The organism is Streptomyces sp. NPDC003035 (genome assembly GCF_042888285.1).
Taxonomy (GTDB): Bacteria; Actinomycetota; Actinomycetes; order Streptomycetales; family Streptomycetaceae; genus Streptomyces.
Window position 1 is genome coordinate 1261152 of sequence record NZ_JBIAPJ010000001.1, and the last position, 19766, is coordinate 1280917.

The 19766-nt window shown below is 71.0% G+C and carries 21 protein-coding genes and 1 pseudogene; 14 read left to right on the forward strand and 8 right to left on the reverse strand.

The features are described 5' to 3' along the window. Positions 1-82: 82 nt before the first annotated feature. From ACFYV5_RS05640 to ACFYV5_RS05650, 3 genes are read left to right on the forward strand one after another with little or no spacing between them, the layout of a single operon-like run. Entirely contained in the window at positions 83-772 is a 690-nt protein-coding gene (locus ACFYV5_RS05640; protein WP_355109497.1) for an ABC transporter permease, read from the forward strand. Beyond that, positions 769-1440 carry an ABC transporter permease subunit gene (locus ACFYV5_RS05645; RefSeq protein ID WP_355109495.1) on the forward strand — a complete coding sequence of 224 codons (672 nt, stop codon included), beginning with the start codon at positions 769-771 and terminating at the stop codon, positions 1438-1440. Before ACFYV5_RS05640 ends, ACFYV5_RS05645 begins: the two co-directional genes overlap by 4 nt. Continuing rightward, the gene (locus tag ACFYV5_RS05650) at positions 1437-2387 is read left to right on the forward strand and encodes an ABC transporter substrate-binding protein (protein WP_389164713.1); all 951 of its coding nucleotides are present in this window, start codon (positions 1437-1439) and stop codon (positions 2385-2387) included. Before ACFYV5_RS05645 ends, ACFYV5_RS05650 begins: the two co-directional genes overlap by 4 nt. A gap of 12 nt (positions 2388-2399) precedes the next feature. On the opposite strand, the gene ACFYV5_RS05655 is transcribed toward ACFYV5_RS05650, so the two are convergent. Together ACFYV5_RS05655 and ACFYV5_RS05660 are read right to left on the reverse strand one after the other, a co-directional pair. Beyond that, on the reverse strand, positions 2400-3389 hold the full coding sequence (locus tag ACFYV5_RS05655; RefSeq protein WP_389164716.1) for an acetylxylan esterase: 990 nt from the start codon (positions 3387-3389) through the stop codon (positions 2400-2402). A 121-nt stretch (positions 3390-3510) separates the two neighbouring features. Further along, complete coding sequence (locus tag ACFYV5_RS05660) at positions 3511-4674, reverse strand: betaine/proline/choline family ABC transporter ATP-binding protein (protein ID WP_355109489.1); 1164 nt, start codon at positions 4672-4674, stop codon at positions 3511-3513. 170 nt (positions 4675-4844) lie between these two features. Here ACFYV5_RS05660 and ACFYV5_RS05665 point away from each other — a divergent pair, with 170 nt between their 5' ends. The 8 genes from ACFYV5_RS05665 (at position 4845) to ACFYV5_RS05700 (ending at position 12582) form a co-directional block, all read left to right on the forward strand. Then, on the forward strand, positions 4845-6296 hold the full coding sequence (locus tag ACFYV5_RS05665) for a cellulase family glycosylhydrolase (protein ID WP_389164719.1): 1452 nt from the start codon (positions 4845-4847) through the stop codon (positions 6294-6296). A 70-nt stretch (positions 6297-6366) separates the two neighbouring features. Further along, complete coding sequence (locus ACFYV5_RS05670; protein WP_355109485.1) at positions 6367-6540, forward strand: CsbD family protein; 174 nt, start codon at positions 6367-6369, stop codon at positions 6538-6540. Positions 6541-6720: 180 nt separating this feature from the next. Beyond that, a complete protein-coding gene (locus tag ACFYV5_RS05675) occupies positions 6721-8019 on the forward strand; it encodes an alpha/beta fold hydrolase (protein ID WP_389164723.1) in 1299 nt (432 codons plus the stop codon). 142 nt (positions 8020-8161) lie between these two features. Beyond that, the gene (locus ACFYV5_RS05680) at positions 8162-9319 is read left to right on the forward strand and encodes a GntR family transcriptional regulator (RefSeq protein ID WP_389164725.1); all 1158 of its coding nucleotides are present in this window, start codon (positions 8162-8164) and stop codon (positions 9317-9319) included. 71 nt (positions 9320-9390) lie between these two features. After that, positions 9391-10290, forward strand: coding sequence for an SIS domain-containing protein (locus ACFYV5_RS05685; protein ID WP_389164728.1), 900 nt, complete (start codon positions 9391-9393; stop codon positions 10288-10290). A 17-nt stretch (positions 10291-10307) separates the two neighbouring features. Further along, positions 10308-11060, forward strand: coding sequence for a PIG-L deacetylase family protein (locus ACFYV5_RS05690; protein ID WP_389164731.1), 753 nt, complete (start codon positions 10308-10310; stop codon positions 11058-11060). 49 nt (positions 11061-11109) lie between these two features. Beyond that, on the forward strand, positions 11110-11700 hold the full coding sequence (locus tag ACFYV5_RS05695) for a hypothetical protein (protein WP_389164734.1): 591 nt from the start codon (positions 11110-11112) through the stop codon (positions 11698-11700). A gap of 48 nt (positions 11701-11748) precedes the next feature. Then, entirely contained in the window at positions 11749-12582 is an 834-nt protein-coding gene (locus ACFYV5_RS05700; RefSeq protein WP_389164737.1) for an enoyl-CoA hydratase/isomerase family protein, read from the forward strand. A 27-nt stretch (positions 12583-12609) separates the two neighbouring features. Here the strand turns inward: ACFYV5_RS05700 and ACFYV5_RS05705 are convergent, their stop codons facing one another. Both ACFYV5_RS05705 and ACFYV5_RS05710 read right to left on the reverse strand, forming a co-directional pair. Next, complete coding sequence (locus tag ACFYV5_RS05705) at positions 12610-13059, reverse strand: DUF2267 domain-containing protein (RefSeq protein WP_355110113.1); 450 nt, start codon at positions 13057-13059, stop codon at positions 12610-12612. Positions 13060-13258: 199 nt separating this feature from the next. Beyond that, on the reverse strand, positions 13259-13693 hold the full coding sequence (locus tag ACFYV5_RS05710; protein ID WP_355109471.1) for an Hsp20/alpha crystallin family protein: 435 nt from the start codon (positions 13691-13693) through the stop codon (positions 13259-13261). A 136-nt stretch (positions 13694-13829) separates the two neighbouring features. On the opposite strand from ACFYV5_RS05710, the gene ACFYV5_RS05715 reads away from it, so the two are divergent. After that, entirely contained in the window at positions 13830-14471 is a 642-nt protein-coding gene (locus tag ACFYV5_RS05715; protein ID WP_389164741.1) for a type III effector protein, read from the forward strand. A 169-nt stretch (positions 14472-14640) separates the two neighbouring features. Here the strand turns inward: ACFYV5_RS05715 and ACFYV5_RS05720 are convergent, their stop codons facing one another. Next, a complete protein-coding gene (locus ACFYV5_RS05720; RefSeq protein WP_389165094.1) occupies positions 14641-15045 on the reverse strand; it encodes a type II toxin-antitoxin system PemK/MazF family toxin in 405 nt (134 codons plus the stop codon). Positions 15046-15154: 109 nt separating this feature from the next. Between ACFYV5_RS05720 and ACFYV5_RS05725 the strand changes: the two are divergent. Continuing rightward, positions 15155-15298 (forward strand): annotated as a pseudogene (locus tag ACFYV5_RS05725) (IS701 family transposase); the annotation flags it as partial. A 1374-nt stretch (positions 15299-16672) separates the two neighbouring features. Here ACFYV5_RS05725 and ACFYV5_RS05730 read toward each other — a convergent pair. Then, positions 16673-17410, reverse strand: a complete 738-nt coding sequence (locus ACFYV5_RS05730; RefSeq protein ID WP_389164744.1) for a VOC family protein — start codon at positions 17408-17410, stop codon at positions 16673-16675. 289 nt (positions 17411-17699) lie between these two features. On the opposite strand from ACFYV5_RS05730, the gene ACFYV5_RS05735 reads away from it, so the two are divergent. Further along, a complete protein-coding gene (locus tag ACFYV5_RS05735) occupies positions 17700-18050 on the forward strand; it encodes an alpha-amylase (RefSeq protein ID WP_389164747.1) in 351 nt (116 codons plus the stop codon). Positions 18051-18156: 106 nt separating this feature from the next. Here ACFYV5_RS05735 and ACFYV5_RS05740 read toward each other — a convergent pair whose 3' ends face one another. Together ACFYV5_RS05740 and ACFYV5_RS05745 are read right to left on the reverse strand one after the other, a co-directional pair. Beyond that, positions 18157-18498 carry a DUF5713 family protein gene (locus tag ACFYV5_RS05740; RefSeq protein ID WP_389164750.1) on the reverse strand — a complete coding sequence of 114 codons (342 nt, stop codon included), beginning with the start codon at positions 18496-18498 and terminating at the stop codon, positions 18157-18159. Positions 18499-18907: 409 nt separating this feature from the next. Continuing rightward, positions 18908-19687 (reverse strand): VOC family protein, encoded by a 780-nt coding sequence (locus tag ACFYV5_RS05745; protein ID WP_389164753.1) that lies wholly within the window; start codon positions 19685-19687, stop codon positions 18908-18910. Between the last annotated feature and the right edge of the window lie 79 nt (positions 19688-19766).

The window sequence follows — 19766 nt, forward strand, 5'->3', positions numbered from 1 at the left end:
ATACACCGGGTCCTTCCCGGACGGTGGCCCGAACGGCCCGGTCCGGCGTGCATCGGGCCGGGCCGCCGCCTGGAATGGGAGGATGACCGCGCCTCCTGACGACTGCCTCGCGCGCAACGAGTGGATCTGCGGCGCCTATCTGTCCTCCCGGAGCGAGATCCTCGGCGACGCCGTCGTCCAGCACCTGTACCTCACCGCGGTCTCCGTCGCCCTCGGGCTGCTGCTCGCCGTGCCCCTCGCCGTCCTGGCCCGCCGCCGGCGCTGGGCGGCCGGACCGGTCCTCGGGATCACCACGATCCTGTACACGATTCCGTCCCTCGCGATGTTCTCGCTGCTCCTGCCGGTCTACGGACTCAGCGCCTCGCTCGTCGTCGCCGGACTCGCGCTCTACTCCCTCACGCTGCTCGTACGGAACATCCTGGCCGGCCTCCGCGCCGTCCCCGAGGACACCCGACAGGCGGCGCGCGGCATGGGGTACGGCCCTGTCCGCCTGCTGCTCGCCGTCGAACTGCCGCTCGCGCTTCCCGCCGCGATGGCGGGGCTGCGCATCGCCACCGTCTCCGCCGTCTCCCTCGTCACCATCGGCGCGATCGTCGGCCACGGCGGGCTCGGCAACCTCATCTACTCCGGGATGAACACCTACTTCAAGGCCCAGGTCCTCACCGCCTCCGTCCTCTGCGTGATCATCGCCGTCGTCGCCGACCTGCTGCTGCTCGGTCTGCAACGGCTGCTCACGCCCTGGACGGCACGGTCCCGCGGGCAGGCCGCGTGACCACCCTCTCCGCCACCTGGGAATGGCTCACCGACGTCGCCAACTGGTCCGGCGACAACGGGGTGGGACACCGGCTCGCCGAGCACCTCTTCCTCACCGTCGTCTGCCTCGCGCTGAGCTGCGCGATCGCCCTCCCGGTCGCGCTGGTCCTCGGCCATCTCGGCAAGGGCGGGGCCCTCGCCGTCAACCTCTCCAACGTCGGCCGCGCCGTGCCCACCTTCGCCGTCCTCGTTCTGCTGCTGCTCAGCCCGATCGGTCCGTACGGGCAGTGGCCCACGATCATCGCGCTCGTCCTGTTCGCCGTACCGCCGCTGCTCACCAACGCCTACGTCGGCATGCGGGGCGTCGACGCCGATGTCGTACGGGCCGCCCGAGGGATGGGCATGACCGGCCCCCAGATGCTGTTCCGGGTCGAACTGCCGCTCGCGCTGCCGCTGGTCCTCACCGGTGTCCGGATCGCCGCCGTGCAGCTCGTCGCCACCGCGACCGTCGCCGCGCTCGCCGGCGGCGGCGGGCTCGGCCGGATCATCACGGCCGGCTTCAACCTGGCCTCCACCCCGCAGGTCGTCGCGGGCGCCGTCCTCGTCGCCCTCCTCGCGCTCGTGGTCGAGGCCGTCTTCGAGGGGGCCGGGCGCCTCGCCCCGGCCTGGGTGCGGGGCGACGGATGAAGGGGCGGAGGGCCACTGCGGGCGTGGTGGCGCTGTTCGCCCTCACCGGGTGCGTCACCGGACCCTCCCTGGAGAACCGGGGCGAGGTCACGGGGCCGCCCGGTGACAGCCGTCATCTGACCATCGGCTCCGCCGGCTTCACCGAGAGCGAGCTGCTCGCCCAGATGTACGCCCTGCTCCTCGAAGAGGCCGGCTACGGCACCCGGATCCTCTCCGTCACCAACCGCGAGATCTACGAACCGGCCCTGGAGAGCGGCCAGATCGACGTCGTTCCGGAGTACGCCGCCACGTTCGCCGACTGGCTGAACGCCAAGGTCAACGGTGCCCAGGCGCCGACCGTCGGCTCGCCCGACCTCACCGCGACGATGACCGCCCTGCGCGGCCTGGCGGGCCCGCGCGGGCTGTCCGTCCTCGACGCCGGGAAGGCCGTCGACCAGAACGCCTTCGCCGTCACCGCCGCGTTCGCCGGCGAGCACCGGCTCAGGACGCTGAGCGACCTGGGCGCGGCGAAGCTGCCGGTGCGGCTCGCGGCGGGCGACGAGTGCGTCCAGCGGCCCTACTGCGCGCCCGGTCTGAGGAAGACGTACGGCATCGACATCATCGGTGTCGATCCGAAGGGCGTGGGCACCACGCAGGCCAAGCAGGCCGTGCAGAGCGGCCAGGACCAGATGGTCCTGACGACGACCACCGACGCCACGCTGGACGACTTCGGTCTGGTCCTGCTCGCCGACGACAAGCGCCTGCAGAACGCCGACCACATCGTCCCGGTCGTCAACCGCTCCCGGGCGGGCAGCGAGGGCGTCACCACCGCCCTCGGCCGTCTCAACACGGTCCTCACCACGGCCGATCTCGCCCACATGAACGAACAGGTGGACAGCTGGCGCCGCCTCCCCGAGGACGTCGCGAGGAACTACCTGCGGGACAGGAATCTGATTTCGGCGCGGTAGGACCTCGTGCGATCAGCCGTGGCCGAGCGCCCCCACACGCAGCTTCCGGGGCAGCCAGCGCAGTTGGGCCGCCTGCTGGAAGGTCGCGCCGCCCTCGTGGTCGTTGAAGTCGTAGACCTCGATGCCCTTCTCCTCGTGGGCGTACGCGTTGAAGGCCGCGAAGACCGTCGACGGCGGACAGGTCAGATCCTCCAGGCCCGTCGAGAAGAGCGCCGGGGCCGTGGCACGGGCCGCGAAGTGGACTCCGTCGAAGTAGGCGAGGGTCCGCCGCACCTGCTCGGTCCGGCCTCGGTGGGTCTTCAGATAGCTGCCGATCTCGCGGTACGGCTGTCGGTCCGTGATCGTCGTCGCGCGCGGGAAGTCGCACAGGAACGGCACGTCCGGTGCCACGGCCACCAGCCCCCGTACGAGCCCCGCGACCGCCAGCGTGATGCCGCCGCCCTGGCTCACCCCGGTCACCGCCGTGCGCGCCGCGTCCACCAGCGGATGCGAGCGGGCCGCCTCCACGGCCCGCACCGCGTCGGTGAAGAGACGGCGGTAGTAGTACGCGTACGGGTCCTCGACGCCCCGGGTCATGAACCCCGGGTACGCGGGCGCGCTGCCCACGGGGTCGGGGGTGTCGCCGGTCGCCCAGCCGCTGCCCTGGCCCCGGGTGTCCATCACGAAGTGCGCGAACCCGGCCGAGGCCCAGAGCAGATGGGAGTGGGGCAGGCCGCGCCCGCCTCCGTACCCGAGGAACTCCACGATCACCGGCAGGGGTTCGCGCGTTCCGGCCGGAAGGACGAACCAGCCCTTGACGGGGTGGCCGCCGAATCCGGCGAAGGTGACGTCGTACACCTCGACCGTCGTGAGTCCGGTCGCCACCGGATCGAAGCGCGCGCCGAGTTCGTGGTCGCGCGCCTCGTCGAGGGTCTTGGTCCAGAACGCGTCGAAGTCCTCCGGCTCCTCGGACACACTGCGGTACGCGCGGAGTTGGTCGAGCGGAAGGTCGAACTGGGACATGAACGCCGCCTTTCCGTGAGAGGCCGCGTCCGGCCTCCTGGCCGGTCGCTCCGGCCGAGATCACGGTACGGGTCACCACGCGTCGTTCATAGCTGTGAACCAGATTCAGTTGGGCGGGAGTTCACGCGTCCGCGACCGAGTCGAACTCGACCTCGTCCCTCCCCACCCCCTGGGCATCGGCGTCCACCGAGCGGCGCAGCGCCTCGTGCAGCTTGGCGGGCGTGAGGACGCCCAGGAAGCGGGTGCCGTCGAGGACCGCCACCCAGCCCGCGTCGTGCTGGAGCATCTCGCTGAACGCCTGCTTCAGCGGGGCGCCGACCGGCACCCAGGCCTCCATGCGGCGCGCCATGCCACCGACCGTCCCGTCCCGGCCCGCGCGGTCGAGGGCGTCGGCGGCCACCCAGCCGTGCAGGTCGCCCTCGCCGCCGAGGACCACCGCCCAGCGGGCCCCGCCGGCGCGCAGCCTGGCCGCCGCGTCCCCGGCCGGCTCGTCCAGGCGGGCGACCGGCGGCTGCTCCAGGTCGTCCGGCTCGATCTCGGTGACCGAGAGCCGCTTGAGGCCCCGGTCGGCGCCGACGAACCGGGCGACGTACGGCGTGGCGGGGGTGCCCAGCACGGCGGCCGGGGTGTCGAACTGCTCGATCCGCCCCTGCCCGTACACGGCGATCCGGTCCCCCATCCGGACCGCCTCCTCGATGTCGTGGGTGACCAGAAGGACCGTCTTGCGCACGGTGGCCTGAAGGTGCAGGAACTCGTTCTGGAGGCGCTCGCGGACGACGGGGTCGACCGCGCCGAAGGGCTCGTCCATCAGGAGCACCGGGGGATCGGCGGCCAGGGCGCGGGCCACGCCCACACGCTGGCGCTGCCCGCCCGACAGCTGCGCCGGGTAGCGGCCGCCGTGGACCGCGGGGTCGAGGCCGACCAGCTCGAGGAGTTCGGCGGCGCGGGCGCGGGCCCGGGCCTTCTTCCAGCCGAGCAGTGAGGGAACGGTCGCGGTGTTGTCGAGGATCGTCCGGTGCGGAAAGAGGCCGACCTGCTGGATCACGTAACCGATGTTCCTGCGCAGCTCGACCGGATCGACCTTCGCGACGTCCTCCCCGCCGACCAGGATCCGGCCCGCGGTCGGCTCGATGAGCCGGTTCACCATCATCATCGTGGTCGTCTTGCCGCAACCGGACGGCCCGACCAGGGTGACCAGTTCGCCCTCGGCGACGTCGAAGGAGAGGTCGTCGACGGCCGTGGTGCCGTCCGCGTACACCTTGCTGACCTGCTCGAACCGGATCATGGCCCCACGCTAGGAGGCGCCGCGGCGGCCCGCACGGGGACCGGGACCGTCCGGGGACCGGCAGCCCGCTGAACCGCGTCTCTTGTCATGACCCTTGCGAGGCTCTCTGTCGGGCTGCTATTCATCCGTTAGGAAACTTTCCTTCCAATCCATCGTTCCGGGAGACCCCCATGACATCGGCACGATCGGCACGTCCTCCTCTGCGATCACTGGCTGCCGCCGGCACCGCCGCGGCCGCCCTGCTCCTCGGCCTCGCCGTCGCGCCACCGGCCGCCGTCGCCGCCTCCGTCACCTACGAGGCCGAGACCGCCACGGTCTCCCAGGGCGCGGCCGAATCCAACCACACCGGCTTTACCGGCACCGGATTCGTCAACTACGACAACGTCAGCGGCAGTCACGTCCAGTGGAACGTCGACGCCGCCCAGGCCGGCACCGCGACCCTCACCCTGCGCTACGCCAACGGCACCACCACCAACCGCCCCATGGACATCAGCGTCAACGGCGCGGTCACGGCCTCCGGCAAGGCCTTCGCGGGCACCGGAGCCTGGACCAGCTGGGCCACCACCACCGTCACCGCGAACCTCAAGGCCGGCGCCAACACCATCCGCGCCACCGCCACCACCGCCAACGGCGGCCCCAACGTGGACCACCTCAAGGTCGACACCGCCGCCGCCGTCGTCGACACCCCGGTGGCCGTCAACGGCCGGCTGAGGGTCTGTGGCACCAAGCTCTGCAACCGGTACGGCAAGCCCATCCAGCTGCGCGGCATGTCCAGCCACGGCACCCAGTGGTACAGCCAGTGCCTGACCGGCGGCTCGCTCGACGCGCTCGCCAAGGACTGGAACGCCGACGTCCTGCGCGTCTCCACCTACGTTCAGGAGGGGGGCTACGAGACCGACCCCCGCACGTACACCGACCTGGCCCACTCGCTCATCGAACAGGCCACCGCGCGCGGCATGTACGTGATCGTCGACTGGCACATGCTCGACCCGGGCGACCCGCACCACAACCTCGCCCGCGCCAAGACCTTCTTCACCGAGATCGCCCAGCGCCACGGCTCCAAGACCAACCTGCTCTACGAGATCGCCAACGAGCCCAGCGGCGTCGCCTGGTCCCGGATCAAGAGCTACGCCGAGCAGCTGATCCCCGTCATCCGCGCCCAGGACGCCGAGACCCCGATCCTCGTCGGCACGCGCGCGTGGTCCTCGTTCGGGGTGTCCGAAGGGGCCGACGAGTCCGAGGTCGTCGCGAACCCGGTGAACGCCACCAACATCATGTACACCTTCCACTTCTACGCGTACTCGCACCGCGACGCGTACCTGAACACGCTCTCCCGGGCCGCCGACAAGCTGCCCGTCTTCGTCACCGAGTTCGGCACCCAGAACTATGCCGGCGAGGGCGCCAACGACTTCGCGATGACCCAGCGCTTCCTCGACCTCATGGCCGCCAAGAAGATCAGCTGGGTCAACTGGAACTTCTCCGACGACCACCGCAGCGGTGCCGTCTTCAACGCCGGTACCTGCGCGGCCAACGGTCCGTGGGCCGGGACGGGCTCCCTCAAGCCGGCCGGCGTCTGGATCCGCGACCGGATCAGGACCGCCGACTCCTTCCCGACGGGCTGAGCGGCCCCCTCCGAGTAATTCGTCCCCGACAGGGCACCAGAAAAGGTGAACGGTTTCGCGGAGGTGTCCCATGGCTGCCGGTAAGAAGGCCAAGAATGTCGGAAAGACCATGAAGGGCAAGGCCAAGGAGGCGACGGGAAAGGCCGTCGGGAACGAGAGCCTGGAAACGAAGGGCCGCGCGGAGCAGATCAAGGGCGATGCGAAGCAGACGGTCGAGAAGGGCAAGGACACGCTCAGGCACTAGCGGTATCACGTGCGAATTCCCAGGGAACGCCCATGGAATTCCCTGGGCCCTGGTGCTGACTCGGCGGCCGGCGGTGAACGTACCGCCGGCCGCCGAAGCGTGAGGGGGCGCCGTCATGTGATCCACTGAGCAGCCATGTGATCCACTGATCGGGCGGGGGCGCAGCGAACAGGAGCAGCATTGACCAGCTACCGCCAGCCCGGCCTCGTCCTCACCGACCGCCGCTTCACCGTCCCCCTCGACCACGGGGACCCCGGAGGCGAACAGATCGAGGTCTACGGCCGTGAGGTCGTCGCGAGCGACAAGGCCGCGGACGAGCTGCCGTGGCTGGTGTACCTGGAAGGCGGGCCCGGCTTCGGGGCCCGCCGCTTCATCGGCCGCCAGGCCTGGCTCGGCCGGGCCGTCCAGGAGTTCCGCGTCCTCCTCCTCGACCAGCGCGGCACCGGCCACTCCGCCCCCGCCAACCGCCAGACGCTGCCCCTGCGCGGCACTCCGCGCCGGCAGGCCGACTACCTGGCGCACTTCCGGGCCGACGCGATCGTCAAGGACTGCGAGCTGATCCGCAAGCGCCTCACCGGCGGCGCCCGCTGGACCGTCCTCGGCCAGAGCTTCGGCGGATTCTGCGCCACCCACTACCTGTCCACGGCGCCCCAAGGACTGCGGACCGTCCTGATCACCGGCGGACTGCCCTCCCTGTACGCCACCGCCGACGAGGTCTACCGCGCCGCCTTCCCCCGCATCCGCCGCAAGGTCGAGGCCCACTACGCCCGCTACCCGCAGGACGTCGACCGCGCGCGCCGGATCGCCGCCCACCTCCACGCGCACGAGGTCACTCTGCCGTCCGGCGGACGGCTCACCCCCGCCTCCTTCCAGTCCCTCGGCATCCTGCTCGGCGGCGGAGAGGGCACCCACCAGCTCCACCTCCTCCTGGAGGACGCCTTCGTCCCCACGCCCGCGGGACCCGCGCTCTCGGACGCCTTTCTGGAGAACGTCCAGGCCGTCCTCTCGTACGCCGCACATCCGTTGTACGCCGTACTCCACGAGGCGATCTACGCGCAGGGGAAGGGCCCCACCGCGTGGGCCGCCGAGCGCGTCCGCGCCGAGTTCCCCCGCTTCGACGCCGAGAAGACCCTGGCCGGCGAGGAACCGCTCCTCTTCACCGGCGAGACCGTCCACCCGTGGCACTTCGAGACCGACCCGGCCCTGCGCCCGCTGCGCGAGACCGCCCACCTGATCGCCGAGCGGGAGGACTGGGCGCCGCTCTACGACCCCGCACGCCTCGCGGCCAACGAGGTGCCGGTCGCCGCCGCCGTCTACCACGACGACCTGTACGTGGACACCGTCCACTCCTTGGAGACCGCCCGCGCGATCCGGGGCTTGCGGACCTGGGTGACCGACGAGTTCGAGCACGACGGCGTACGGGCCGGCGGCCCGCGCGTCCTCGACCGGCTGCTCGCGCTCGCCCGCGACGAGATCTGAACGCCCGGGGGAGCGATCTGATCGGCCGGGGATAGGATTCGCCGCGCGACCGGTCAACAACCGGGCGGAAAATGCTCAGCAATCGGTCGGCAACCGGTCGTGAACCGGTCGGCAGTCGGGGCGAGTTCGCGAAGGAGCCGGGGTGGCGCACGGCGAGGTACCGGCATCCGGGCGGGAGCTGAAGTTCCGTACCCTCATGGCCGAACTGCGGCGCGGCATCCTCGACGGCACCTGGCCCCCCGGCTCCAAGCTCCCCACCGAGCGGGCTCTCGCCACCGAGACCGGCCTCTCGGTGACCACGGTCCGCCGCGCGTACGAGGACCTCGTCGCCCTTGGTCTCGTCGAGCGCAGGCAGGGGGCGGGGACCTTCGCCGCCCAGCGGCCCGACGGCGACGGGGCGGCCGCGGGCGACCGGCGGGTCGTCGGGGTCCTCGTCCCCGACACGACCTTCTACTACCCCCGCGTCCTCCAGGGCATCGAACGGGAACTCGCCGCGGCGGGCGCCCGGCTCGTCCTCGCCTGCTCGCACTACGACCCCGACGAGGAGGACGCCGCCCTGCGGCGGCTGCTCTCCTCCGGCGTCCACGGGCTGCTGCTCGTCCCCTCCCTGCACACCGCCACCGACCCCGGTCGGCGCGCCGACGACCTTCTCGCGCTGCCCGTCCCGGCCGTGCTCGTCGAGCGCCGGCTCGCCGCGTACGGCCCCGGCGATCCCACCGAACACGTCTGCACCGACCACGAGGGCGGCGCGTACGACGCCGTACGTCATCTGCGGGCGCTCGGCCACGAACGGCTCGCCCTCCTCGTCCGCACCGAGGCGCCGACCACCGCGCCCATCGAGTCCGGCTTCGCCCGGGCGGTCGCCGACCTCGGCCTCGCCGAGCCGCTGTGCGTACGGGATGAGCGGGACGGCTGGAACCCCGGCCGGGCCGACCGGGCCATCGCCGAGCTGAGGACCGCGCGGGTCACCGCAGGGCTCTGCTTCGGCGACCGCGAGGCCGCCCTCGTGCTCGCCGCGGCCCGCCGCGCCGGCCTGCGGGTACCGGAGGACCTCGCCCTGATCAGTTACGACAACGAGTTCGCGGACGTCGCCGAGACACCGCTGACCGCCGTCTCACCGCCCAAGTTCCAGGTCGGCAGGCTCGCCGCGCAGATCCTGCTCCGCCGGCTCGCCGACGGCGACGCCTCTCCGCTCCACCAGGTGCGGCTGCGGCCGCGGCTGGTGGTCCGGGCTTCCTGCGGGGCGGCGCGGGCGGCGCGCGGAGCGGCCGCGCGCGAAAGTCCAAGCAGTGCGTACTGATTGCTCATGGTGCGTTCTCGGTCGGAGCGTATAGAACTCGTCCGGAGCGCTTTCGACGAGAGGACCCGGACATGACCACCCACGTCAGTGCCGAGATCGCCGGCCAGCCCGACTGCTGGCGCCGCGCCGCCGACACGGCCGCCGACCACGCGGCGCTCCTGCCCCGGCGTGGTGAGCGGATCGCGGTCGTCGGCTGCGGCACCTCGTACTTCATGGCCCGTGCCTACGCGGCCCTGCGGGAATCCCTCGGCGAGGGCGAGACCGACGCGTTCCCGGCCTCCGACGAGACCCCGCTGGGCCGCGGCTACGACCGGATCGTCGCCCTCACCCGCTCCGGTGCGACGACCGAGGTGGCGACGCTGCTCGCCCGGGCCGCCGGCCGCATCCCGACGCTCGTCCTGACCAGCGCTCCGGACAGCGGCGCCGCCCACCACGCGGACCGGGTGATCGGCCTCGGCTACGCCGACGAACGCTCCGTGGTACAGACGCGGTTCGCCACCACGGCCCTCCAACTGCTGCGCGCCGGGCTCGGCGTGGACCTGACCCCCTCGATCGTCGATGCCGAACTGGCCCTGTACGAACCGCTGCCCGCGGCCTGGGAGCAGCGCGGCCAGTTCACCTTCCTCGGCACCGGCTGGACGGTCGGACTCGCCGACGAGGCGGCGCACAAGCTCCGTGGTGTGGCCCGCGCCTGGACGGAGTCGTACGCGGCCATGGAGTACCGGCACGGGCCGATCGTCATCAGCGACCGGTCCAGTCTCGTGTGCTGCCTGGGGCCGGAGCCGGCCGGCCTCCGCGACGAAGTGGAGTCCACCGGGGCGCTGTTCGCCGCCGATGCGATCGATCCGGTGGCAGCGCTGGTGCGCGCCCAGCGGCTCGCCGTGACGCTCGCGGTGCGCCGCGGCCTCAACCCGGACCGCCCCCGTCACGCGTCGCGCTCGGTGATCCTTTCCGGAGCGATCGGAGGCTGAGGTCGTATCCTGCCCCCATGATCGACACGAGCACCACCCACCTCGAAGACATGCCCGACGACTGGCAGCGCGCGCTCGCCGTCGTCGCCCACCCGGACGACCTCGAGTACGGCTGCGCCGCCGCCGTCGCGGGCTGGACGGATGTCGGCAAGGAGGTCGTCTACGTCCTCGCCACCCGGGGCGAGGCCGGTATCGACTCGCTCGACCCGGTCACCTGCGGCCCGCTGCGCGAGCAGGAGCAGCGGGCGAGCGCGGCCGTCGTCGGGGTGCCGACGGTGGAGTTCATGGACCACCGGGACGGCGTGATCGAGTACGGACCCGGTCTGCGCCGCGACATCGCCGCGGCCATCCGCCGCCACCGTCCCGAGCTGGTCCTCACCCTGAACCACCGGGACACCTGGGGCACGGGCGTGGGCGGGTTCTGGAACACCCCGGACCACGTGGCGGTCGGCCGCGCGACGCTGGACGCGGCGGGCGACGCCGGCAACCGCTGGATCTTCCCCGAGCTGACCGAGCAGGGCCTGGAGCCGTGGAACGGCGTCCGCTGGGTGGCGGTCGCCGGATCGAACACCCCGACCCACGCCGTCGACGCCACACCCGGCGTGGAGCGTTCGGTCCAGTCCCTGCTGGCCCACCGCGCCTACATCGAGGCCCTGACGGACGAGGACCCCGAGGCGTACGTACGCTCCTTCCTGGCGGCCAACAACCAGCGCTTCGCCGCACGGTACGGCGACCGGCCGACCGTCGCCTTCGAGCTGTTCTCCCGCTGAACGCCCGCCAGGCGGGGCAGTGTCCGTGGCGTGATCTAACGTCGCCTCCATGACGACACTTCTGCTGTACGGCGGCGAGACCGACCCCGCCGCGCCCGTCTCTCGCACCGGGGGTCTCCCCCTCGTGCCGGACGGCTTCGTCTGGCCCCTGTGCGCCGAGTGCGAGCGAGCGATGCAGTTCATCGCCCATCTCGACCGGGGCGAGGACGTCGTGTCCGTCTTCATGTGCCAGAACGATCCGGGGATGTGCGAGGAATGGGACCCCTCGGCCGGTGGAAACCGGGCCCGTGTCCTTCCGGCGGAGGGGCTCGCCCCGGCCGCTGTCCCGGCCGAGGGCCGGACGCTGCTCGAAGACGTCTCCGTCCTTGTCGCGCAGCGCGTCGAGGCCAAGGGTTACGGCCAGGCGGACACGGACGGTCCGGTCGACGGTCGGCCGGTCCTGGGACAGCTGGGCGGGGTGCCGGCCTGGCTCCAGAACGACGAGACGCCCGACTGTGGTGGTTGCGGTGAGCAGATGGGTTTCGTGGCGCAGCTGGAGGAGGGGCACGGTCACGCCGCCCCGATCAACTTCGGCGGGGGGTGCGCCTATGTCTTCGCCTGCGACGCCTGCAAGGAAGCGGCCTTCCTCTGGCAGTGCTGACCCCCTAGCCTCTTCTAGCTGACGGTTCGTCAGAAGTGGGGGTGCGCGGTGATCGACACGCTCGACAGGGAGATCCCGGAGGGCGAGGAGCGGCTCACGCTCGTGGTCGAGGACGGGGTCGGTGTGCTCACCCTCTGCCGTCCCGAGCGGCTCAACGGCTGGAGCTGGGAGGCGAGTCGGCAGCTCGGGGTGATGGCCGACCGGATTCGCTTCGACGAGGACGTGCGGGTCGTGCTGCTGCGGGCCGAGGGGCGCGCGTTCTGCGCGGGGATCGACGTCACCGCGCCCGGCGGGGGCATCTCCGGCCGCACGGTCGCCGAGTGGATCCAGCGGTACGACGAGGGCATCCGCTGGGTCCACGAACGCTTCGCCGCCTTCGCCCGGCTGCCCCAGCCGGTCGTGGCCGCCGTCCAGGGCTACTGCCTCGGCTTCGGGTTCGAGCTGGCCCTCATGGCGGACGTACGGATCGCCGCCGACGACGCGGTCTTCGCCCTGCCCGAGGCGGGCATCGGGGTGGCCGTCGACGCCGGTGGTGACCTGAGGATCGCCCGCGAGGCGGGCGCCGGATGGGCCAAGTACCTCGCCCTCACCGGTCGTCGCCTCGACGCCGAAACCGCCGGACGGCTCGGCCTCGTCCAACTCGTCACGCCCCGCGACGAGCTGGAGGCCACCGCCCGCGAGACGGCGGCCGCCATCGCGGCGAACGCGCCGCTCGCCGTCCGCGCGATCAAGCGGAACATCGACGCCTACGCCGACCACGCCCTGGCCGCGACCCTCGACCGCACGGCACTCGCCGCGGCGCTCACCCTCTCCTCCGAGGACGCCCGTGAGGGCTACGCGGCCAAGGCCGCACGCCGCCCTCCGCGCTTCGAGGGCCGATGAGCGGCCAGGCCCGACGAGCGTGAGGGGTCAGGACGTGCCGGACCTCGGCCGGGGCTGGTGGAGTTCGGCCTTTCCGAAGAGGAGGGCGTAGCCGGAGGGGAGTTGGCCGATGATGCGGTCGACGAGTTCCGGTCCGGCGAGCTGGGACACGGCGGCGAGGACCGCGCCGACGTTCCAGCGGGCGGTGGCGGGAGTGCCGCCGGTGCGCCGGGCGAGGTCCTTGACGAACTCCCACCCGGTGAGGGGTGTGGTGGCGGGGATCTGGGCGGTGAGGACCAGGGCGGCTTCGACGGGCAGGCGAGCGGCGAGGTCGACGCGTTCGTCGCCGACGAGCTGCCGTCCCAGAGCGGCGAGCACGGAGTGGATGACCTCCTCGGCGCGCTCGCGCGTCGGATAGGCGCCCTCGTAGCGCACGCGCTCGAGCATGCCGGAGTAGGACGCGGCACCGGTGACGGTGCCGGGCGCGGGGGCTGCCATGGTCTCGGTCTGAAGAGTCATGCTGGTGGAGATCGCCGTTCTCTTCGGGCCCGGTCCGTGGATCGGGCGGAGCGAACACGTTTCAACAGGTGCCGGTGGTCGACGCGGGTGACGGTGAGTGGCTGACGGGGGCGGAGGGCGGAGGAGGGGGAGAGGCTTCCGCCCTCCGCTCCCGGCTTTCTCACGGCTCAGCCACAGCTCAGCCGCTGATCTGCTTGCGGCCCTCGCCCCGGCCGATGGTGATCTTGCGGGGCTTGGCACGCTCGGCGATCGGAATGCGCAGCGTCAGCACTCCCGCCTCGTAATCGGCCGTGATCGCCTCGGTGTCGAGGGTGTCGGCCAGCATCAGCTGCCGGGAGAAGACCCCGAGGGGCCGCTCGGACAGCTCCATCTGCACGTCGTCGGCCTTCGTGACGGGGCGGCGCTCGGCCTTGACCGTCAGCATGTTCCGCTCGACGTCGATGTCGATCGCGTCCGGCGAGACGCCGGGCAGGTCGAGGGCGATGACGTAGACGTCACCCTCGCGGTAGGCGTCCATCGGCACCGCGGAAGGACGTGACCAGGTTCCGGTGGTTCCCAGCATCTGCTGGGTGAGGCGGTCGAGCTCGCGGAACGGGTCGGTGCGCATCAACATCGCGAAACACCTCCAGTCGGATCAGGCAGTGACTGCCAATGCGCTTCACCTGACACCGTTGTAACATGTCATCCGAACGACGACAAGTTTCATTGTCAACGGACGGACGACGGTCCGGCGGAAGGGAGGCGATTCCATGACAGGAGCCGACCCGGTCGCTTTCCAGGCGGCCCTCGCGGCCCTCACCACGATCGACGAGGCCGTACGCGAGGCCCGAACGGCAACCGCCCCCGGCGCGAGCCCGAGCGGCACCCCGGAGGAAGCGCTCACCGCGCTCCTCCTCCTGCGCGAGCTGCGGGAACAGCTCGCCGAATGGGAGCCCGGACTCATCGAAGCCGCCCGGGACGCCGGCGCCAGCTGGGCCGACCTCGCCCGCCCGCTCGGCGTCACCAGCCGCCAGGCCGCTGAACGCCGCTACCTGCGCGTACGGCCGGGCGGCCCCGGCACCACCGGTGAACAACGCGTCCAGGCCACCCGCGACCGCCGCGCAGCCGACCGGGCCGTCACCGCCTGGGCCCGAGGAAACGCCGCGGAACTGCGCCGGCTGGCCGGACAGATCACCGCCCTCGACGCCGTCCCCCCACCCGCCAGGAACGCCCTTTCCAAGGCGCTGGGGGACAGCGACCCGGCCCTCCTCCTGGAGCCGCTCACCCGCACCCTCACCCACCTCGCCCCCGAGCACCCCGACCTTGCCGAACGCGTCGACGCACTGACCAGCCGCACAGCCCACCTCCGCCACGAAAGCGACCAGTGCCGCTCCGGCACCCCACCGTCGTGACAGGGTCAGGGTCAGGGACAGGGCCCGGCAAGATCGGCAAGACACCCCCTAGTGCTCCAGCCGTAGATCGTGATCTCGATGGTGAGGGGCGTCGAGACGGCAGGTGTCCGGCGTGGATCATTTCGCCTGAGATCGCCCATGCCGTCGCGGGCGTCGGCTCCTGCTCCGTCTACCCGAGTTCACCGCGACGGAGGGCGTCCCTCATCTCGCTGAGCTTCGCGGTCATTGCCGGGGTCCGCTCCTGTGCTTGTTCAGCGAGTCGGAGGGCATCGTCGATCTCGCTGAGCTTCCTGGAGGACAGGACGGCCGCCCGCTCTATCAGGTCGTCCCGGGACACGGTGGTCAGCCACGTGCACGGGGTGAAGCCTGGACGCGGGAACGCGAGCCGCAGCACGCCTTCGAGCGGCAGCCCTTCACCGGCGCCGACCGTCACTTCGATGCCCAGGCCGCTGATGTCGAGGCCCGCCGGAGCGACGACCTGCATCACCTGGAACCCGGACGCGTCGTCTCCTGACAGCAGTACGACCAACCTCCGCTCGTCGAACTGGACCCACCAGACTTCGCCACGTTGCACAAGCCCTCCGATACACAGGACGACAGGCAGACGCTGCCCGACCTGACGCGGTGTGGAGACGGGTGCGGCCACCGTTGATCATCAGTGTGCGAAGACAAACGATCATGCGGTGGCCGCAGGTCACAGCGTAGACCTTGCCTGCTGGCAGGAGGTGTTCGAGGGCCCGATGAGCCGGATAGCGGGACGCTTCACACGGGTCGAATCCCGACGCCGGGCCCGGAAGTTGGTACTCGGCCTGTTGCCGGACCTGCCGCTACAACTACCATCGCCCCCACGGAGCCCTTGATGGCCAGACACCGTACGAATGCCTCAAGCAGAAGACCCAGGCCCCGGTGTGATCAAGCTCCGGCAGATGCACACCTAGACCGCGTAGGATTCCTCCCAGCCAAGGGAGGCGGCATGGGAATGTTCGGTAGGAACCGCACTGGGCAGCCGGTCCCCCCGCCCGAGTTGGTTGCCGAGGCCAAGGCAAATCCAGGGGGCTGGGTGTACGAGATCGACGCAGACATGGTCGATGACCCGAAGGGGGCTGTGTCCCCAAAGGCCATCATCGGGGCTTGGCGGGTAGATGCGGACGGGAAGCTGTCTGGCGACTACCAGGCGAATCCGAACTACCGGTCTGGGGCGACAGGGAAGTAGTCCGTCCATTTCGGATGAAGCGACGCGGCCGCGTTCACGTACCCCGCCGGAACACCGTGGAAAAGCCTTCACCGCCCTGCTCGCCCAGACCGACGCCGAGAGAGACCTCGACCGGGTGGTCGCCGTCGACCCCACCATCGTCGCCGCCGGGCCCGTCAAGAGGGGCCGGCCCCGGCGGGCGAGCCGAACGATCATGCCCTCGCGTTCGTCATCACGGTAGCCGCGGCGTCCGGCCACCGGCCTTCGACCGCGACGCTGCAAACTCAAGGGGCGTCGGCTATGCCGCTGGTGACGACAATCGCGGCCACATCGCCGGTCTTGGTCCACCCCAATCAGACGACCGCGCCCGACTGCGCCGTGAACGTCACCAGATCGGCTTGTCGCGACGCGTCGCCAATCCGCTCGCACCCGTCTGGCAGCTGTCCGCTTCCACGCGGCTCCCAACGGCCGTCCACGCAAGTGCGAAACGAAGCGGACAGGGTCGTCGCTGATACGCAGGCGCGTCGCGGCGCACTCGACGCCGTCGAAGTGCTCGCCGAAGAACTCGTACGGGGCCCGCCGTCCACGCGATCTCCACTCGGTAGACGCCGGGGGGGGCGGACCGCCAGCTCCCGAGGGGACCTCGTCGGCACTCCTTGCTCGTATCTCCAGGTGTCATCGTCGTCCCATGGCGCATCGACAACAAGGCGGCCACTTGGTGCACGAACAGTGGCCACCTCCTCGATGCCCGTCACCTCGATGGGCGTTGTCGGATCGTCGTACACCGTTCCCCCAGGTGAGCCCCGGGCATGAAAGCCGTCTCCAGGTACCAGGCGGCCCCACTCAACAATGGGGCACCCGCCTGCGAACGGGCGCCACAAGGCCGCCCGATGGATGGCCACTCCAGGGGCGGGGCGGACCACCCATGAGGGCCGAAGGCCGACGCGACCACGGCTCACTGACGCGATGGGGTCTTCGCCGCTGAACCGAAACCGGCCGTTGCTCAAGGTCAGCGAGGAGTGAGGAGGCAGAACTCGTTGCCTTCCGGGTCGGCCAGTACCGTCCAGGAGATTGCGGACTGGTCGATACCAGGGTCGGTGGCGCCCAGGGCGCGCAGTCGGGCTTCTTCTGCTTCCAGGTCGTCGCTGGGGTAGGGGCGGATGTCGAGGTGGACGCGGTTCCATACGCTCTTGGGGTCAGGGGTGCGGACGAACTCCAGGTAAGGGCCGACGCCTTTGGCGGATCGCATGGCCGCGTGGTCGTCGGTGACCTCGTGCAGTGTCCAGTCCATCGCCTGGCCCCAGAACCGGGCCATCCCTCGTGGGTCGGTGCAGTCGACCACCACCGCGGCGATCGGCCCGGTGTCCTGGTAGATGGGGCGGGGCTCCAGGACGCAGAACTCGTTGCCCTCCGGGTCGGCCAAGACCGTCCAGGGGACGTCGCCCTGACCCACGTCGGTGAGCGTCGCGCCGAGACCCTGCAGGCGCGTGACCAACTCCGCCTGATGGGCGGTCGAGGTGGTGGCCAGATCAAGGTGCACCCGGTTCTTCACCGTCTTGGGTTCCGGGCGGGCGACGATGTCGATGCAGACGGCCACGGGGTCGGGGTAGGTGAAGCCCGCGGGTTCGAGGTTGGTCACGCCGGGTCCCTCGCTGTCGACACCCCAACCGAGTGCCTCCGCCCAGAACCGGCCGAGCACGGAGTCGTCGTGGGCCTTCATATTGATCTGCACAAGTCTTGTCACCATGCCGCAGAGCCTAGAAGCTGCCGCCGACCGGGGCCGCCGCGATCGCAGGAGACCCGGCCGTGGCGTGGCTGATGGCCGCGGGACGACAAGACGGACGGCCACGATCGGGGGCCAGTTGTTCCTCTGCATGCGGATGTCACGCGGCTGACCGCCGCGCAGGGATGGCTTGCAAGTTCCTTCGGCAAGCAAATGGCTGGTGACCTGCTAACTCCTGCTCTTTTCCACTCGGTGTCTGAAAGTCTATTCATTGGTTTGCGCAAGTTCTCGCTGTGTCGCCAGGATGCGGGGCATGACGAACCTGTCCTTCAAGTCCCGCATATCCCGGCCTGCCGCCCTCGCCACGGCGACTGCGGTCGGTCTCCTGGCAGCCCTGACCGCCGCCCCGTCCACCGCGGCGGCAGCCGGTTCCGCGCCTCCTGAGTGCGTGCGGTACTACTCGAGCTGGCGCTACACCACGGTCGTCAACAGCTGTGACGTCACCGTCGCCGTCACCGTCGAGTACGCAGACGGCGAGGCCGCCCCATGCCGCGTCGTCGAGCCCGGAGCGTCAGCGACCTTCGCTGGTTATGGGCCGCAACTCAACCATGTGGCGGGGCTGGGGACGTGCGAGCCCGATTCCGTCACGACGATCGGCGCCTGAGCCCCTTCGATCCAGGGGAAGCCGGCGAAGGACCGTGGCCTTCGAGGGCCCGGGCCGCATGGCAGTCGGTCCCTCGCATCTGAATCCGCTTGCTCCAGCTGCTCGTTCACCAGTCCCGGTTGGCGGTCAGCTCCTCCCCATCCGCGTCCGTGAACCCGTATGCCGATGCGACGAACCAGAACTCGTCACAGATCCACTCACGCGCAACCGTCTCGATCCCGCTCCCGGCCGCCACGAACTCCGTGTCCAGCAGGTTGAACTCCTCCGCCGCCGCGTGGGTGAGCGCATACAAGGCCTCCAGATCCGACGGCTGCTCGGCCTCGATTCGCTCGCACAGCCGCAGCAGGATCGCCTTCCCCTGGTCGACCACACGATCAGGGAAGTACGAGTCGTCGTACATCTGCCGCAGGAACGCGTGCCCTGCTACCCGCTGGTCCGTGATCGGCATGGCACTTTCCCCTCTCCGCGAAGAACTGACGCGCCGATCATGCACGGCACCGCTGACAACGACGACGCCGTGCTCGTGGCGCGGCGGTCCTTCGGATGCGCACTGCGGGCCACGAGCCGTGTGGCCGGGCCTACGACTTCTTCCGGCGCTGACCGAGGTCATCGAGGCGAAGGCCGAGCACCGCCGGCCGGACACCTCGTGGATCTGATGGCCGCGCTCGAGCAGTCCGTCGCCAAGGCAAAGGAAGCCCGCCGCGAGAACTGCGAGCACGCCACCGTCCCAAGAGCTGCCCACGCCCGCGAAGAAGACGGCCGCCAAGAAGATCGCGCGGAGGGCGGCTCGCCCTCACGTCGAGCCGACCGGTCGGCACCCTTGCCGGCATGTGTCTGCCGCTGACGAACGACTCCCTCTAGCCCCGCGGGGCGGGCTTGAGGAGGGCGAACGGGGCGCCGAAGGGGTCGGCGAGCCATGCGATCCGGCCCACGTCGGGGATGTCCGCCGCCGGCATCAGGACCGAGCCGCCGTTGCCCTGGGCCCTCACCGCGAGGTCGTCCACGTCCGCCACGGCGAAGTACGGGATCCAGCGCGCGTGGTCCGCGCCCGCCTGGAGTTCGGCGATCCCGCCGAACGAGGCGTCCTCCTGGTCGCCCTCGGCGGTGGACAGCACCCGGTAGGTCATCCCCGGCGCTTCCATGTCCGCGGAGCGCCAGTCGAACAGCCTGCCGTAGAAGTCCAGAGCAGCACCGGGGTCCGGAACGTGCAGCTCCGCCCAGCACAGGGCGTTGTTCTCGGAGGCCCTGTCCAGACCCTTCATCGTGCCCGGCTGCCGCACCGCGAACTCGGCGCCGGCCGGGTCGGTCAGCTGGGCGATCCGCCCCGTGTCCATGATGTCGAAGGGCTCGGCGCGCACCGTGCCGCCGGCGCCGCGCGCGGTCGCGACCGTGGCGTCCGCGTCGGGCGTCTGGAAGTAGACCATCCAGGCGGAGCTCGCCCCCTCCTCGGTCAGCGGCCCGAGCGCGGCGACCGTGCCGCCGTCCTGCTGGAAGAATCCGTAGCCGCCGGCGTCCGGGCCGGCCGAGACGAACTCCCAGCCGAAGAGGGCGGTGTAGAACGCGGCGGCGACCGCCGTGTCGGGACTGCCCAGGTCGATCCAGTTGGGAGAGCCCTTGGTGAAGTCCGTACCGAGCATGTGGTGTGCCCTGCCTTTCCGCTTCTGGAGGTCGTCCGGCCACCCTCGCCGATCCTCACCGCTCGGCCGCGCCCCCCGC